Source organism: Staphylococcus sp. Mo2-1, assembly GCF_046721385.1.
Classification (GTDB): Bacteria; Bacillota; Bacilli; order Staphylococcales; family Staphylococcaceae; genus Staphylococcus; species Staphylococcus equorum_A.
Window position 1 is genome coordinate 1,911,802 of record NZ_JBEUUK010000001.1, and the last position, 16,442, is coordinate 1,928,243.

At 33.8% G+C, this 16,442-nt stretch carries 13 protein-coding genes and 4 pseudogenes; 7 read left to right on the plus strand and 10 right to left on the minus strand.

All coding sequences use genetic code 11. From position 1 onward, the window contains the following. The first annotated feature begins 131 nt into the window (after positions 1–131). Positions 132–499: pseudogene (locus ABLV95_RS09775) on the plus strand (VOC family protein). 83 nt (positions 500–582) lie between these two features. Here the strand turns inward: ABLV95_RS09775 and ABLV95_RS09780 are convergent. The 3 genes from ABLV95_RS09780 to ABLV95_RS09790 form a co-directional block, all read right to left on the minus strand. Beyond that, complete coding sequence (locus ABLV95_RS09780; protein ID WP_176721522.1) at positions 583–768, minus strand: hypothetical protein; 186 nt, start codon at positions 766–768, stop codon at positions 583–585. Positions 769–816: 48 nt separating this feature from the next. Next, the gene (locus ABLV95_RS09785; RefSeq protein ID WP_427706436.1) at positions 817–1,317 is read right to left on the minus strand and encodes a GNAT family N-acetyltransferase; all 501 of its coding nucleotides are present in this window, start codon (positions 1,315–1,317) and stop codon (positions 817–819) included. An 86-nt stretch (positions 1,318–1,403) separates the two neighbouring features. Further along, positions 1,404–2,108 (minus strand): SDR family oxidoreductase, encoded by a 705-nt coding sequence (locus tag ABLV95_RS09790; protein WP_427706434.1) that lies wholly within the window; start codon positions 2,106–2,108, stop codon positions 1,404–1,406. A gap of 187 nt (positions 2,109–2,295) precedes the next feature. Here ABLV95_RS09790 and ABLV95_RS09795 point away from each other — a divergent pair, with 187 nt between their 5' ends. Then, entirely contained in the window at positions 2,296–2,565 is a 270-nt protein-coding gene (locus tag ABLV95_RS09795; protein ID WP_069817078.1) for a DUF1413 domain-containing protein, read from the plus strand. A 240-nt stretch (positions 2,566–2,805) separates the two neighbouring features. Here the strand turns inward: ABLV95_RS09795 and ABLV95_RS09800 are convergent, their stop codons facing one another. Beyond that, positions 2,806–2,991 carry a hypothetical protein gene (locus ABLV95_RS09800; RefSeq protein ID WP_069817088.1) on the minus strand — a complete coding sequence of 62 codons (186 nt, stop codon included), beginning with the start codon at positions 2,989–2,991 and terminating at the stop codon, positions 2,806–2,808. A gap of 515 nt (positions 2,992–3,506) precedes the next feature. Between ABLV95_RS09800 and ABLV95_RS09805 the strand changes: the two genes are divergently transcribed. The 5 genes from ABLV95_RS09805 to ABLV95_RS09825 are packed head-to-tail and all read left to right on the plus strand — an operon-like array spanning position 3,507 to position 6,085. Further along, complete coding sequence (locus ABLV95_RS09805) at positions 3,507–4,196, plus strand: HAD family hydrolase (protein WP_460875486.1); 690 nt, start codon at positions 3,507–3,509, stop codon at positions 4,194–4,196. Next, positions 4,177–4,353 carry a hypothetical protein gene (locus ABLV95_RS09810; protein WP_460875488.1) on the plus strand — a complete coding sequence of 59 codons (177 nt, stop codon included), beginning with the start codon at positions 4,177–4,179 and terminating at the stop codon, positions 4,351–4,353. Before ABLV95_RS09805 ends, ABLV95_RS09810 begins: the two co-directional genes overlap by 20 nt. Positions 4,354–4,357: 4 nt before the next feature. Beyond that, entirely contained in the window at positions 4,358–4,720 is a 363-nt protein-coding gene (locus tag ABLV95_RS09815; RefSeq protein WP_460875490.1) for a hypothetical protein, read from the plus strand. Beyond that, entirely contained in the window at positions 4,717–5,826 is a 1,110-nt protein-coding gene (locus tag ABLV95_RS09820; protein WP_460875492.1) for a glycoside hydrolase family 3 protein, read from the plus strand. The genes ABLV95_RS09815 and ABLV95_RS09820 overlap by 4 nt, the downstream gene beginning before the upstream one ends. Before the next feature lie 31 nt (positions 5,827–5,857). Continuing rightward, a complete protein-coding gene (locus ABLV95_RS09825) occupies positions 5,858–6,085 on the plus strand; it encodes a hypothetical protein (RefSeq protein WP_460871983.1) in 228 nt (75 codons plus the stop codon). A gap of 444 nt (positions 6,086–6,529) precedes the next feature. Here the strand turns inward: ABLV95_RS09825 and uidA are convergent, their stop codons facing one another. The 6 genes and pseudogenes from uidA to gntK form a co-directional block, all read right to left on the minus strand. Further along, the gene (uidA, locus tag ABLV95_RS09830; protein WP_427706428.1) at positions 6,530–8,323 is read right to left on the minus strand and encodes a beta-glucuronidase; all 1,794 of its coding nucleotides are present in this window, start codon (positions 8,321–8,323) and stop codon (positions 6,530–6,532) included. Positions 8,324–8,366: 43 nt separating this feature from the next. After that, positions 8,367–9,771 (minus strand): annotated as a pseudogene (locus ABLV95_RS09835) (MFS transporter). A 527-nt stretch (positions 9,772–10,298) separates the two neighbouring features. Further along, entirely contained in the window at positions 10,299–11,513 is a 1,215-nt protein-coding gene (locus ABLV95_RS09840; protein ID WP_427706424.1) for a helix-turn-helix domain-containing protein, read from the minus strand. 187 nt (positions 11,514–11,700) lie between these two features. Beyond that, complete coding sequence (locus ABLV95_RS09845) at positions 11,701–12,780, minus strand: YkvI family membrane protein (protein WP_427706422.1); 1,080 nt, start codon at positions 12,778–12,780, stop codon at positions 11,701–11,703. A gap of 563 nt (positions 12,781–13,343) precedes the next feature. Further along, a pseudogene (locus ABLV95_RS09850) lies at positions 13,344–14,703 on the minus strand (gluconate:H+ symporter). A 184-nt stretch (positions 14,704–14,887) separates the two neighbouring features. After that, positions 14,888–16,439, minus strand: a pseudogene (gene gntK, locus ABLV95_RS09855) (gluconokinase). Between the last annotated feature and the right edge of the window lie 3 nt (positions 16,440–16,442).

The following is a 16,442-nucleotide window of genomic DNA, read 5'->3' on the forward strand; positions in this document are numbered from 1 at the left end:
TGATTATCAATTGCAATTTAATTATACTTTTACAAGAAATAAATATATACTATATTTAATAAGCTAAATAAAATTACTGTTCTTTTAATTATCTTTTGATATTCTAAAATTATATTAGGGAGATGACTGAAATGGAAAATTACTTTTTAGGAATTGATCATGTACAAGTTGTCGCCTGACCAATCGTGAATCAGAAGCTCGCACATTTTATTCCGACACACTTGGATTCAAAGAAATTACAAAACCTGCTAACTTAGCTTTAAAAGGTGGCGTGTGGTTTCAAGTCGGTCATCAACAATTACATGTTGGTGTTGAAAATGACTTCTCACCAGCTAAAAAAGCACACCCTGCTTTTCTCGTTCATAACGCTACTGACGTAAGAAAATTACTTGAATCTAAAGCAATTGAAATTATATATGGGGACGAACTTGAAGGTGCCGATCGTTTTTATATTTATGATCCATTCGGCAATCGAATTGAGATTATTGAATGGTTATAATTAGGTTGTTTATTAGATTCCTTAAAAATACGCCTTGCACATAATCATTCATGTGCGAGGCGTTTATTAGGTCATTTATGCAATTATAATTGTTCATCTATCAATGTTAAAGCAATTTCTAATGCTTGAATTCTATTTTTTAATAATGTCGTTCGACTATTTGGATTTCCTTTTTGTTCTAATTGCGTTAGCGATTTTTGACATTTTGTTAAAAGCGAGCGTATTTGTTCCCTACTTTGTTGTAATTCTGTTTTTGTATACTGTTCCATCATTTTCTCCCACTGTCTGCCTTACTAATCACAAAGTTTAAAATCAGCTTAAAGTTCTAAACACATTAATTCTTCATCATAGTAAACAGTTCCATCGTATAGTGCTTTCGGCTCAGTTCCATAACGCTTAAATCCTAACTTTTCATATAAATTAATTGCACGTTTATTTTCACTAAGCACGCATAAATTGATTGTTTTTACTGTGTTTTGTTCAACCACATCATCAATGCTTTGTTGAATCAGTTGCTCAGCTATACCTTGACGTCTATATTGTGGGTGACAATATACTGAAACTAAATTACCTTTATGCTTTATTTTTTCTAAAGTCTCGCTATAAAACGTCGCAATACAAACCAGTGTTGCTTCATCAAAAGCCCCTACAGTAAAATGAGTAGCTGTATTTTCTAACCTCACTTTGAATTTCTCAATCGGAAATTCAATCTCACTAGCATAAGTAGAAGCAAAGCCATTAGGGTCTGTCTGGAGTGAATTGAGTCTTAGTAATCGATACTGTGATACATCAGCTTCACTTAAATATCTAAAGTTCATTTAATCACGCCTTTCAGTCTATCGCTACAAGTATCATCATAGACCCCTAGCGCTACTTGAAGTTAGGGATCTGCACCTATATTATTCTATACTGGTCGTACAGTTACTTCGTTCACATTGACATGGCTCGGTTGTTGTAATGCATATATAGCTGCTTCTGCAATATCTTCAGGGTCTAATTTCTTACGTTCTCCCCAATCCGTTTCTCCACTTAAAGGCGTATCAACCATTCCTGGTGAAATACTTGTCGCCCTAACGCCTGTCTTAGCCAATTCTTTTTCTAAACCTTGTGTTATCGCATGTACAGCTGCTTTTGACGCACTATATAATGTACTTTTTTTCGTTACTTCAAATCCAGAGATAGAAGCTATATTTATAATATGACCACTTGATTGACCTAAAAACGTTGGTAACACTGCATTTATGCCATAAAGTGTTCCTTTAACATTCACATCAATCATCGCATCCCACGCTTCTACATCACCATCTGTAATTGCTGAAGACAGCATTTGACCAGCACTATTTATTAATATATCTACACGACCAAATTTGTCTTTTGCAGTTTGGACTAAACGCTCAACATCTTTTTTGTCTGTAATATCCACTACTAATGTCTCAACGTCTGCATTGCCTGCTGTTTGAATACGTTGGGCAGTATCGTTTAAACGTGATTCATTACGTCCCGACAACACCACTTTCACTCCATGACTTGAAAGTACTTGCGCAATGCTTGCACCAATTCCACTACTTGCACCTGTAACAATTGCAACTTTATTTTTCAATTCAACCATTTATAACTTCCTCTCTTTTTAATATATGTAATTGCTTCTTTATATTTCCACATTGTATCATGCAGTTGTAAGGATAAATAAATAATTGAATTTTGGTTATCTTGTCAGATTACTTATTTCGTTATAAAGTAAGTGTGTATAATAAATATAAGTAGCAACATGTTCGATGCTTAAAGGAGGATGGCTCATGAATTTTGAAGAACGCTTAGCTAAGTTACGTGAAACAATCGGTAAAACAAGCTTTGATTTCCGATTTGAATCATTATTTGATAAAGAAGAATGGATTAATATGAAGATACCACAGCGTAAACAATTAGAACGTGAATTTCATAAATTTATAGAACAAAACGACCATTTACGCATACCTTACACTACCGAGGATCATATTCGTATGCGCTTGTATAATTTAGTTTATGATTACAATGAAATTAAACATAATTTTAAAGCCTATATTTGATTCCATCATACTAAGATAACGTTTTTGTTTGCACTTTATATACAATACAAAAGCCTACACTACTGGATGAACAGTAAGTGTAGGCTTTTTAAGCTTTTAACGGACGAACGGTAAATCATGAAAGTTGATAATGGGGAGAAAATCATGCTAGAAGTTGAGTGATAACTTTCATTATTGCACAGTCATAACGAGAGATATACTCAGCTCCAAAATCACTCGATGCACACAGTGTATAAATCATTAACTAGCTACTTTTTTTGCAAGTCCATAGTTGTATAATTTCTCTGCATCAATGTAAGCTATATAATCAATACTTCTGTATCCATCTTTAATATCATTGATAATGCCTTGGTTTACACCGGTATGCGTGTAAATATCATAACTGCTTTCATTTGAAAAAATTACTTCCTCAATTACTTTTCTCATTATAATCACTCCGTATTTTTGCTTTCGCTAAGCTTTATCTATCTTCTACACTTTCATCATAATAGATAGTGACTTAATTTGGAAGTATTTTGTGATTTTTTTCACAAATTCATCACTTTTAATCTTTTTGTATTTATTAAAATCGTTTATTAATTGACTTCTCAAATTAATTGAAGCGATTCTTCCATTTTCATGTCGTTGAAAGTATCCTTATATCATTATTTTTATAGACATACATAAGTTATAAGTTACTCATTACGATCTTTCACAAACAGCTTTTTATTAAAAAAATAACCTTTTTATTAAAATTTCACTTCAAACTGAATAATTTGTGAATATTATCACATTATTTCGTGAAATAATGTGGTATTTTTGCTTTGAGCGTGATAATTTTAATAGTGTAATGTAAGCGCTTTATAATTATTCTCTACGCTTAGACTAGCAATGCTTTAACTATTTATTCGTAATGTTTAGATAGTTATAAATAAAAATTATTTTTGAAAGGAGCATTTAATATGATCGAAACTTTATCACAATATCAACCTAAGTTTAAGAAATTGATTTGTGTTGATTCAGATGGTTGTGCCATCGATTCAATGACAATTAAACACGAACGTGCTTTTGGCCCTGCGCTTGTAGATGAATGGCAACTTGATGATATCAATGAAGACGTGTTAGAGCGTTGGAATGCTTTTAATTTATACGAAATTACAAGAGGTATCAATCGTTTTAAAGGCCTCGAAAAAATGTTGAGCGAACTTGTAGCAAAAGGATTAAACATTGAAGGTTATGAAGATATAAAGCATTGGGTCCAAACAACAGCATCTTTTTCCAATCCGGCTCTAGAACAAGCAATTCAAGCCTCTCCTGAAAAGTTAGGTTTACAAAAAGCACTGTCGTGGTCACACAGTGTAAATGATCATATCAAAAACTTACCTAGTATTGGTCCTTTCGACCATGTACAACGTACGTTGAAAAATGCCTCAACGTTTGCAGATATTGCAATCGTATCTTCCGCAAATTTATCCGCAGTTGCTTATGAATGGGAAACATACCACCTTACACCCTATTTAAGTGGCATGTTTGCTCAAGAAGCTGGTACTAAAGAATACTGTTTAGAACATTTGAAACAATTTTACAATACCGAAGACATCATCATGTTAGGTGATGCTAAAGGTGACATGGATGCTTGCTCAATCGCATGATCTTTATTTCTATCCTATTTTAGCAGGACATGAAAATCAATCATGGTTAGATTTTGATAATAAATATTTAAAATTATTTAAAGAAGGTCGATTCAATCAAGACATTCAATCATCCCTAACTACAATATTTTATAATAATTTCGAAGGAGAGAACTAAGTTTATGGCAAAAGTAAATTTAAAAGCAACACCTTATAATTTAGATGACGAACAAATTTCATGGGTAGAACGTACACTAGGAAATTTATCAGACGAAGAAAAAATTGGACAACTCTTTTTTAATTTATTTTCTTTAGAAGGCGGGAAGAAGTTTCATGATGCTGACTTAACAAATAAAGAAGTCTTAGAACGTTTCCACATTGGTGGCGCACGTTATGAAGGCGGGAATAAAGAAGATGTTCAAAATTTACTCAATGATTTACAAAAACACGCAAAAGTTCCAGTCTTAGTAGCCGCAAACTGTGATTCAGGTGGTAACGGGGCTTGTAAAGATGGCACCTACATCGCAAGTGCTCGCACAATGTGAAGCGAGCACAAGACACAAAAGTCGCTTATAATGCTGGCCTCGTATCAGCACGTGAATCTTCAGCTTTAGGCGTACATATTAATTTCGATCCATGTGTAGATATTTTGCAAAATTGGCGAAATACAATAGTGAACACACGTGCATACGGTACAGATGCAGAAACAGTTATAAAATATTCTAGCGCTTTTATAGATGGTTTTAATTCTGAACGCGATATGATTACTTGTATCAAACACTTCCCAGGAGATGGTACTGAGGAACGTGACCAACATCTTGTACTTGGCGTGAATGAATTATCAACACAAGAATGGGACGATAGTTTCGGTAAAGTTTATCAACATCATATCGATCGTGGCGTTCAAATGATTATGGCAGGTCATATTGCACAACCCGCTTATTCTAAAAAATTAAATCCAGCGCTTGAAGATAAAGATATCTTACCTGCTACACTCGCACCCGAATTAATTACAGGCTTATTAAAAGAAGACTTAAACTTTAATGGATTAGTTGTTACTGATGCTAGCCATATGTTAGGTATGACCGCCGCAATGCGTCGTGAAGACTATGTACCACAGGCTATTGCCGCCGGCTGTGATATGTTCTTATTCTTCAATGATTTAGAAGAAGATTATCAATTTATGTTAAACGGTTATAATAAAGGTATTATCACTGAGGAGCGTTTAAATGATGCAGTTCGTCGCATTTTAGGACTTAAAGCTCAAATGAATTTGCATAAACAACAAGCAGAGGGTACGCTGATCCGCTCACAAGAAGATTTAGCTATTATTGGTTGTGATGAACATTTAGCAATGCGTGCTGAAGCTGCTGACTTAGGTATCACTTTAGTTAAAAACACTTTAGATCAATTACCGATTCGACCTGAAACGCATAAGAATATTCAGTTATATATTATCGAAGGTGAAAAAGATGGTATCTATAAATCTGCAAACAATGTAGAAGAAGATATCATTCAAGAATTAGAATCACGCGGTTTCCATGTGACATTGAACGATGGATCTACACGAGTTAAAGGCAAAACGCTAGACTATCGTGAAAAAGTGGATGCGAGCACTTGTCTTTGCAAACATTATTGGTTACGCTGCTGAAAATAATTACCGCATTAAATGGGGGACTGCCATGAGTAATGAAATTCCTTGGTATGTACATGAAGTCCCAACAGTATTTGTCTCTTTAAACTTCACAACGCATTTACACGATGCAACAATGGTCAAAGCTTATATTAACGCATATCATTCGAACCCAGAAACAATCAAACAAACAGTAGACAAAATCATGGGTGAAAGTGAATTCAAAGGTACGCATAACGACTTAGTTTGGACAGATAAATGGCAAGCAAAATTATAATAATAAGTAAGTTTTATAAATTAGATTGTTGAAATATTTTTAAGAACATAAATACTTATCAACGACTAAAAGGGATTTTCCAATTATGGAAAATCCCTTTTATATTTTTCGACAAAGTCTCACGATTTTGTTGGCATTTTTTATGCACACTTTCTATGAGTACAGCCTCAGCCTTGTACGCTTCGGCTAGTACTTTATTAACTCGTAAGGAGTCGGACCAAATCACTGCCGCTTTTCAAACAAAAATAATACATAAATTAAGCAATGGTGGTGTAATATTAACTAAACTAATAGTTAATATATATCAAATGAAGTGATTTTTATATCAGAATTCGTTCATAATAATCACTTATTATGTAAAGTAGTTAACAAAACGACCCCCCTACGAATGTATCGTCCATCGTAGAGGGGTCTATGTTTAAACTTCATTATGAGTCCTATGTGTTAATTTTTATATCCAAAGTCAGGAATGTTGTCCCAACGTTTTTTGAAATAATGTGCGACTGCTTTCGGTCTTCTCTCACGTGTGAAGATACCTTTTTTATTTCCTTGCACTCTAATAATTCCACTAGATGTTTCAAAGTCAGCAAAGTTCCATGTTTGTTCACCTATAAACTGCGGATAGTGATCTATAACTTCATGATTGGCTTCATAATAACGTATTTGATATTCTTCCGTAAATAACTCATCATTAATTGCGTGCATCCCCGCTATTGTATCTGCGCCGTATTCTGTGAACATAATTGGCTTACCTGGTTGTCTCTCTGTCCAACCATCTAACTCTGCTTTTAATGCTTCTTTAGCCGCTTCTAAATCGCCAGACTGTGTATACCAACCGTAATATCGATTTAAGCACAGCACATCAACTAAATCTTGTACTTCACATGTATCTGGTTGTGACGTGAGAATTGTCACAATCGTTACCGGTCGTTGTTGTGGATCACATGCTCTAGCTAAGTTCACTAAAGGCTCAAAGTATGCTTTAGCACCTTCTTCAGTAGAAGCCGGTTCATTAGCAACAGACCACATTACTACACATGCATGGTTCTTATCACGTTCAATCAAACCTTTAATTACCGCTTCATGTGCTGCTTTTGTACCAATTTCCTTAAATGTATCTCGCGTTGTACTACCAGATAAAATAGCACTAAAGTTTAAGTGCACACCTACTGCGGTCGTCTCATCAATGATGACGATTCCTTGTTCATCTGCTAAGCGCATCATTTCTTCTGAATATGGATAATGTGACGTTCTAAATGAATTGGCACCAATCCATTTCATCAAATTGAAATCTAATACATTTGTAACTTCATTCATACCACGTCCACCATAATAAGCATCTTCATGTTTACCAAAGCCTTTAAAGTAAAATGGCTTTCCATTAATTAAAAATTGTCCATCTGTTACTTCTACAGAACGAATACCGAAACGCTCCGAATACATATCAATGACTTGGTCATTATCTAACAATGTCACTTCTAGATGATATAAATAGGCATTTAAAGGTTGCCATAGATGAGGATGCTCTACTTCTATCATTCCTTCTGCACCTGATGTTTCAGCAACAATATTATCTTCTTCGTCTCGCAACTTAACTGCTATTGTAGGCACTGCTTCATTCGTTGTGACTTTATATTTTATATTAGCTCGATCTGTTAATACTTCTGGTACAATTTCAATATCTTGTATAAATACTTTAGGCGTCGTATATATTTTTACAGGTCTATGCAATCCTGCGTAATTAAAGAAGTCAAAGTTTGGTGGATTTTTCTTAATTATTTTACCATCTTTACCAATCGTTTCACTGTATTCACCAACTGGCAAAGTGGTTTCATTTAAAATATTATTCACGCAAACTGTTAAACGATGCTGACCAGAACCAAATTTCGAATCGATGTCAACTTCAAATGGTAAAAAACCACCTTGATGTGATGTTACTTCTTTACCATCTATATATACAGTTGCTTTATGTGTTGCGGAACCAAATCTTAATACAATACGTTCGTTGCTCAACACGTTAGGTATTGTAAATGTTCTTTCATACCAAACATTGCCTACATGATTACGAATATCTGAAGTAACACCTTGGTCATTATATGATCCTGGCACTGCCATAACTAATTCCGTATTTAATGGTCGTGTCACATCAATTTGATCATCTACACCTTCTAACTTAAAGTCCCAGATACCATTTAAATCAATGATACTTCTATGTTCGTTTATCACTGGATATAACATGATTTAACTCCTTCCATAACAGTTCAATTATATTAGAAATGTATTATAATTCTTCTCTAAGTGCTAATTCTTTAACAATTTGTTTATGTCTATGGTCAGTTAATGGATACGCAAAGAAGAACAATATCACTGCGATTAAACAAAGTGAAGCAGGTACAATAAAGAACAATACTTTTAATCCTGCTATTGTTTCAGCTGATTGAGCCGCTTGTGGTACATAACCAATGAGCGTTAAAGCTAAACCTGGTAGGAAACCAGCTAAACCTTGTGATATTTTTCTAGTGAAACTGTAACTTGAATAAATAATACCTTCTGATCTAATACCTGATTGCCATTGGCCATATTCTACAACGTCTGCAATAAATGCCCAAGTCACAGTATTAGGAATAACTAAGAATAATTGTGCAATCGTATTAACAATTAAGAATAATAACACATTATCGGAGAAGAACATGAAGTTAATAAATTGGAATACAACGAAACCAGATACACCGATAACTGCTGTCATTTTCTTACCTAGTCTTTTACTTAAAAATGTAGTTAAGAACAATGCGGGTACTAATATAATAACGTTTAATGTACTCACAACGCCCACTAAATTAGCTTCACCCAGCACATATTGGAAGTAATATAGTTGCGAGGACTGTTGTAAGAATAATGCTGTAATCGTTAATAAAGTATATAATGCTAAAATGATAAATGGTCTATTTTTAAATAAATTTAAAAACGCTTTACGACCAATACCTTTTTCTTTCGGTCTTTCTACTGTATGGCGTTCTTTAACGCCTTTGTAACACAATAGATGGAATGTCACACCAGCGACAGCAAGTATACCCACTACAACTGGATAACCTAATGCATGATTAGGGAATAGACTAACTAATGGGATAACTACAATCCCAGAAATAAACATAGCCCCCTGTGAACCTAAGTTACGAAATACTGATAGTTGCGTACGATCATCTGCATTTATTGTCATAGATGCTGATAATGAACCATATGGAATGTTCACAAATGAATATGCTCGCGTTAAATAACAAGTAAGTTCCAAATGCCCATATTATTTTCCCAGTTTGGCTAATATCTGGCGACATAAAGGTTAAAACTGTAAGTAAGGCGAGCGGTATCGTACCATACAAAATAAAAGGCTTAAACTTGCCACGTTTAGCAAAGTTCCTTTGATTATCTACTAAAGTCCCCACTCCAGTATCTACAAAAGCATCAAAGAACTTCGCAACAAGAAACACAGCTCCCCCAACTACTGACGGTATGCCCAAAATATCTGTATAGAATAACAATAAGTAAATTTGTCCCATATCAAACATTAAGCCATTACCTAAATCTCCAAATCCATATGCAAGTTTTTCTTTGAATTTTAATCTTGGTGATTGAATTTCTTTAAAACTCTTTAACTTACTATTTGCTGGTTTTAATTTTGCTGTAACCATGCTGATAACCTCTTTCCACTATAGAAACGTTTCTGACTACACTTTGCTGTTTAATCGTTTCTTAGTATGTATTAGTGATTGTTACAATCAATCGATAATAAGATATGCAGTGATGTAAGCGTTTTCTTATATCGTTAAAAATTTTTATCCCCATAAATCAAACTGTTTTTGAAGTCGATAGTGACATATCGCTCACCCTTATTTATAGGAATCTTAACTTTATTATATTTTTAAATACAAAACAGTCAACATTAAAATAACAACGTTGTTATAAAATGAATTTCACTTAACTAATACATCGTAAGTGTAGGTGATTCACAAACACTGTAACTACAGCTTCTTTTTGACATACAAATTCAGCTGTTCTTTTTGGTTTGCCTACAATTCATTTTTTAAATATATGTTGTAAACTTGTACGTTAAACAATGATTTTACATCATAATTATTATTTTATTGATATTTTTAATAATATATTCACTAAAAATGAAAGATTTAAAGCCTTTTTTAATTTTCTATACTTCATTATTCTAATAAAACTCTTTATGTTTTGTTCGATAATTTAATGGTGTTGTTCCGTATTGTTTTTTAAAACACTGAGTAAAATAACTTTGTTCTTTGAAACCTACATAATTAGCAACTTCAGCGACCGTCATTTTAGTTCTTGCAATAAGATCACGTCCCTTTTTAACTCTAGATTCAATGATGTATTGTGAGATAGATTTATGAATTTCCTTATTAAATATTTTGGACAAATAACTCGGAGCCAAACCAACATATGAAGCGAGTTCATCTAATGACAATGCACTATCTAAGTTTCTTTCAATATATTGAATTACCTTACTTACTTTTGGACTATAGGCATTCGCTTTTACCTTCATCGCGCTATCTGTATATGCTTTAACAATTGAATGGGTAATTTCATCTAAAGTTTCTATGTCCATCGTTTGATCTATTAATGCCGCATACTTTGCAGATATTTCGTCAATATGAATCAAACTTACACCTGCTTTTTCACCAGCTTTACGGCATAACGTATTAATCAAATATGCCTTATATTGTTCATTTGAAATATCATCCCTTACACGTCGTAAGCCTGCCACTGATAAATTCATTGCATTAAGAATTGATAAAGCCTCATTAGCATTGCCATTTTCAACTGCAGTAAGTAGCTGATTCTCTAAATTATAACGATACTCTATTTCTTTTAACGTATAATCCATTTGCGCTTTAGATTCTGCTAAATCTTCTGTATTTGAATGAAAACTAAAATCAATTTTTACAGTTTCATAATTTATATTTCTTTTTTTCAAGAATCGAACTGCTAAACGACACATTTTTTGTGCTTTAACTTGATGACATAATGGTATAGTCAGCAAATATTGTTTCAATATAGATAGTTTAGATATTTTAATATCCAAACTCTGGAGCAACTCATTACAACGACGTTCATTAGGCCGCTTCTCCATATATGGACCAACAATATAAATTTGTTTGTACTTTTTAAATTTGAAGATTAAAAAGTTCACACCAAAACGATTCGTATAATGATAAATTTTATTGCTGTGCATTTGCACAATAAAATGTTTCAATTCATTTTTGAACTGCTTGCGCGCAGTATTTGTAAACGGCGTCTTGATATGATTAATCACCCCATTCATATCACTCATATCATATCCTTCTAGCCGAATTCCCAATAATTGTAGTGCATGCATCTGTAAAATCTCTAGCGTTTCCTCATTCATAAAAAAACACCCCATTCCTTATATTTTTATTATATCTAAAAATAAGGAGTGAGGTGTGAAATTTATATTAAATTTCTTTGAATTTATCAAATAACTCTATAACTAGTTCATTTTTTATTATTAAAAAAATTCATTAAAAATATTAATTCAAACAAGATAAACGACTTTTTACGTTATACTCTCGTGCTTATTTATGTGAATTTTTCTTACCAAATTTGAGTTTAAATGGTGCATAGAATAATACAAATATTAGTACAAGTCCTAAATAACCAATTAATGGATAAAAAATTGCTACTAAATCTGTAAAACCTACGAAACTCAAGCATAAACCAACGATAACTGTAACTGTATAGAAAAGTTTAAATCGTTTCGTATCTACTACCGTAAAACGAGTTGCAAATGCATAGAACATACCTAAACCAGTATTGAAAATCATACCGAAAATGACAAAAGCCATAACGACGCCGAGTATAGGTGAAATATGATTTACGATACCTAACATTGGCATCTCCATTTCGCCAACAATATCGATTTGTGTAAAGATAGCTAAATGACTTAGTACAATCATCACACCTAATGCGAGTCCACCGAATAAACCACCTAATGCCGCAACTTTTGTATTTTTCTCAGACCCACCCATAACGATTGCCATAGAAGCACCAACTGCTGTATTAAATGATGCATAGTTTACACCTGCTACAAACCAATTGGGTAAAGTTGATGGTTTCGCATCCGACATTGTATTAAGTTGTGAAAATGATGTATCTGTTGTCATAAAACTATAAACTGAAATTATTATAATGAATATAATTAAAAATGGAGTAATATTCCCAATAACTTTAACAACGCCTTCTACTTTCATCATACCCGCAAGTAAAATAAGTATTGTCATAAGGATAGTACCTACAATTGAAGGTACTCCAAATTGTTGATTAAGGTTTGATCCAGCTCCTGCAATCATAACGACACCTACACCAAAGAGCGTAAAGATAATGACTAAATCAATAATCCATCCTAAAATTTTACCGAATATAGATTTCCCTGTGATATTATGTATAACTTCTTTATGAGAATCTGTCTTAGATTTACTTCCTAACCAAACAAGCATCATACCCACATAAGCAAATAATGCTGTAGTAATGATAGCGCCAAATGTCCCCATAATGCCAAAGCTCGTGAAGTATTGGAGTACTTCTTGCCCTGATGCAAATCCGGCTCCTACAATGACACCGATAAACGCGCTTGCGATCAGTAATATTCTTTTCATAATTAAGCCCCCTATTTTACTTACTATAAATGAGTTGTGTATAATTTCAATTCTCGTATATTTGTGTAACATCAATAACTCATATTTCAATCACTCGAAAAGATTGAAATAGGCATTTTGACACCGTTAAAAATTTGAGATTGATTCTATTTTATCATTTTAAAGCAATTTAATGTTGTTCTTCTCAATGACAACTATATTTAAGTAACGTAAAATCACAACAAAAATTTGAAAATTCATAATAAATTACATAAAAAGCCTCTTAACTATTAAGGACTCCTTTATTGAGATTATCTTTGTTCATCAATTTCATTTTTTAATTTTAATAGATATTAAGTTAATCTTTTTTCTCTTTTCCAGTTATATTTTTTATATGTGTTTGCTTTTATATGAGTTCACTCATGAGATTATTTTAGTTTAAAACGGCAATTATTTGGCCCAACTCCTGCCTCGTTAATAAAGTACTAGCCGAAGACTACAAGCTGAGGCTGTGCCCGCAGAAAGCGTGCATAAAAAAATGCCAACAAAGTCGTTAGACTTTGTCGACAAATTGTCTTTCTATTTTATACAAACATATTAAGTATAAGTATGAAGATTAAACCAGATACTGAAATCACAGTTTCAAGTAATGACCACGTTAAGAAAGTCTCTTTAACAGTCAAACCGAAATATTCTTTGAACATCCAGAAACCTGCATCATTAACGTGAGATAAAATAACACTACCCGCACCTATGGCAAGAACAACGAGCGCAACGTTAACATCTGATACTTGTAACAATGGTAAGACGATACCTGTAGATGATATTGTCGCTACTGTTGATGAACCTAGTGCAATACGAAGTACTGCGAGCAACCAGCCATGCTAAGAATATCGGCGACATTTCTGTACCTTCAAATAATGTAGCAATCGTATCTCCAACGCCACCTTCAATTAACACTTCTTTGAAAGTGCCGCCACCACCAATAATTAAGATCATCATCCCAATTGGATAAATCGCATTAGATACTGAATCCATAATTTCTGAGTTTTTGCGTCCTTGTTTTATACCCATAGTAAAGATTGCAAACAATACCGCGATAAGCATTGCCGTAGCCGCAGTACCAATAAAGTAAATAAATGATTCAAAGCCATTGGTAGCTTCTTCATGTCCTGTAATTAATTGTACAATTGTTGATAACAACATCAAAATAACAGGGGAAATCGCAGTTAATAAACTGACTCCGAATCCTGGCATTTCTTCTTCTGAAAATTCTTTTTGTGCACCTAAGGCTGATATATCACCCTCACGCGTATAAGCTGTTGGTGCAATTTTTTGAGCAATTTTATTAAACAATGGTCCAGCTATAATTGTAACTGGAACCGCAATAATCATACCGTAAAGTAATACATGACCTAGGTTTGCGTCTAATTCTTTAGCTATAACCACTGGTCCTGGATGTGGCGGTAAAAATCCGTGTGTTACAGATAAAGCCACAACCATTGGAAAACCTAATTTCAATTGTGAAACATTTGCACGTTTAGCAATCGTAAATACTAAAGGAATCAATAATACTAAACCTACTTCAAAGAATAAGGCAATACCTACAATAAACGCAGCTACAAGCATTGCCCATTGTACATGTTTAGGTCCGAACTTATCGATGAGCGTGTCGGCAATACGTGTCGCACCCCCACCATCAGAGAGTAGTTTCCCTAATATAGCGCCTAATCCGAAGATCAATGCAATATGTCCTAGTGTACTTCCCATACCATTTTCTACTGTTTCAATGATTTTATCTAAAGGCATACCTAGTAAAATTGCTGTCACAATTGATGTGATAATTAATGAAATAAATGTGTTTAATTTCAAGAAAATAATAAGTGATAATAATACGATAATTCCTATTACCACCGTAATCAATGGCCAAATTGTTTCAAACATCATCGTTCTCCCCTTTCAAATTAAAGATTGAATTAGAACTTAACAGACATGTAACTAATCAATCATGGTAACGCTTTCTTTCATAATTAAAATTTTAAAGAGCATGTGACAAGTTTTTCATAACGTGAGTGTCGCTTGTTTACTTGTCACTTTTCTCTTTAAAGGTTATATCTATATCGTTTTGCTATGGTTTGTCCTCTGTCATATGTTCACGTTGAAATGTTGCAATTTCTGCGTAGCGATCCTCTAATGATCGACTTAAGTTGATAAATATGGAAACGAGTTGTTGATACACTTTTACATTATCTTGGTTTGGTTTATGTTCGTTTGTAGTACCGACCATCTCTTCGATAATAGAAAAATCATCAATTTCCCCAAGTGCTTTCATTCCTAATACACATGCGCCCAAACAAGAACTTTCATAACTTTCAGGTACAATTAAATTCGTATCAAAAATATCTGCCATCATTTGGCGCCACACTTCACTTTTCGCAAAACCGCCTGTTGCTTTAATTGTCGATGGCGTTTCATTCATCACTTCGATTAGCGCAAGATATACGGTGTAAAGATTATAAAGTACACCTTCTAACGCGAGCACGAATCATATGTTCTTTTTTGTGTGTTAGTGTTAAACCAAAGAATGAACCTCTAGCATCTGCATTCCATAATGGTGCACGTTCACCGACGAGATATGGATGGAAAATCAACCCTTCTGCACCTGGTTTAACTCGATTAGCAATTTTAGTTAACACATCATACGGATCGACGCCTAAACGTTTTGCAGTCTCTACTTCACTAGCTAATAATTCATCACGAAGCCAACGTAATACAACACCACCATTGTTCACAGGACCACCTATAACATAATGGTCTTCAGTTAACACATAACAGAAAATACGTCCTTTATAATCTGTACGTGGTTTATCTATCACTGTTCTTATCGCTCCCGATGTTCCTATCGTCACAGCGACTTCACCTTTTTTAAATGCGTTCACACCTAAATTGGAAAGTACCCCGTCACTTGCACCAACCACAATTGGTGTATTTTCATCTATGCCCATCAATGTTGCATAACGATGTTTCATACCTTTTAAAATGTGCGTTGTTGGTACAACCTCTGGCAATTGTGTTTCTTCAATACCTAACAATTCGAGCGCTTCTTTATCCCAAGATAATGTTTCTAAGTTAAGCATTCCTGTAGATGATGCCATGGATTGATCTATAACAAATTGCTCAAATAATTGGTAGAAAATGTATGTCTTAATATCAGCAAATGTAGCAGTTTGTTTGTATATTTCTTGTTGTTCGTGCTTCATCCAGAATATTTTTGCCAATGGTGACATAGGATGGATTGGTGTGCCGGTTCTTTGATATATTTCATTACCATTATGTTCATTTTTAATTAGTTCAGCGTATTGGCTTGCACGATTATCTGCCCAAGTTAAATTTTCAGTTAAGCGTTGATTACTTGCATCCATTGCTATTAAACTGTGCATTTGTGCACTAAAGGAGATTAATTTGAGATCCTCTTTAGCGATATTAGCTTCTCTCATTACATACTTAACTGTCATTAACACTGCATCAAATAGCTCGTCTGGGTTTTCTTCAGAAATTTCCACATTCGGTGTATGCAATGGATAACCGATATTGTGTTTCATTATAAATTGACCTTTTTCATCGTATAGTACTGACTTCGTACTCGTTGTGCCTATATCGACACCTATCATGTATTTCATGAT

What these genes read in the sequence shown, in the direction of transcription:
- ABLV95_RS09805 (WP_460875486.1), top strand. Translation starts at nt 3,507, where the DNA reads ATGATCGAAACTTTATCACAATATCAACCTAAGTTTAAGAAATTGATT.
- ABLV95_RS09795 (WP_069817078.1), top strand. Translation starts at nt 2,296, where the DNA reads ATGAATTTTGAAGAACGCTTAGCTAAGTTACGTGAAACAATCGGTAAA.
- ABLV95_RS09825 (WP_460871983.1), top strand. Translation starts at nt 5,858, where the DNA reads ATGAGTAATGAAATTCCTTGGTATGTACATGAAGTCCCAACAGTATTT.
- ABLV95_RS09780 (WP_176721522.1), bottom strand. Translation starts at nt 768, where the DNA reads ATGGAACAGTATACAAAAACAGAATTACAACAAAGTAGGGAACAAATA.
- ABLV95_RS09800 (WP_069817088.1), bottom strand. Translation starts at nt 2,991, where the DNA reads ATGAGAAAAGTAATTGAGGAAGTAATTTTTTCAAATGAAAGCAGTTAT.
- ABLV95_RS09840 (WP_427706424.1), bottom strand. Translation starts at nt 11,513, where the DNA reads ATGAATGAGGAAACGCTAGAGATTTTACAGATGCATGCACTACAATTA.
- ABLV95_RS09815 (WP_460875490.1), top strand. Translation starts at nt 4,358, where the DNA reads ATGGCAAAAGTAAATTTAAAAGCAACACCTTATAATTTAGATGACGAA.
- ABLV95_RS09790 (WP_427706434.1), bottom strand. Translation starts at nt 2,108, where the DNA reads ATGGTTGAATTGAAAAATAAAGTTGCAATTGTTACAGGTGCAAGTAGT.
- ABLV95_RS09845 (WP_427706422.1), bottom strand. Translation starts at nt 12,780, where the DNA reads ATGAAAAGAATATTACTGATCGCAAGCGCGTTTATCGGTGTCATTGTA.
- uidA (WP_427706428.1), bottom strand. Translation starts at nt 8,323, where the DNA reads ATGTTATATCCAGTGATAAACGAACATAGAAGTATCATTGATTTAAAT.
- ABLV95_RS09810 (WP_460875488.1), top strand. Translation starts at nt 4,177, where the DNA reads ATGCTTGCTCAATCGCATGATCTTTATTTCTATCCTATTTTAGCAGGA.
- ABLV95_RS09785 (WP_427706436.1), bottom strand. Translation starts at nt 1,317, where the DNA reads ATGAACTTTAGATATTTAAGTGAAGCTGATGTATCACAGTATCGATTA.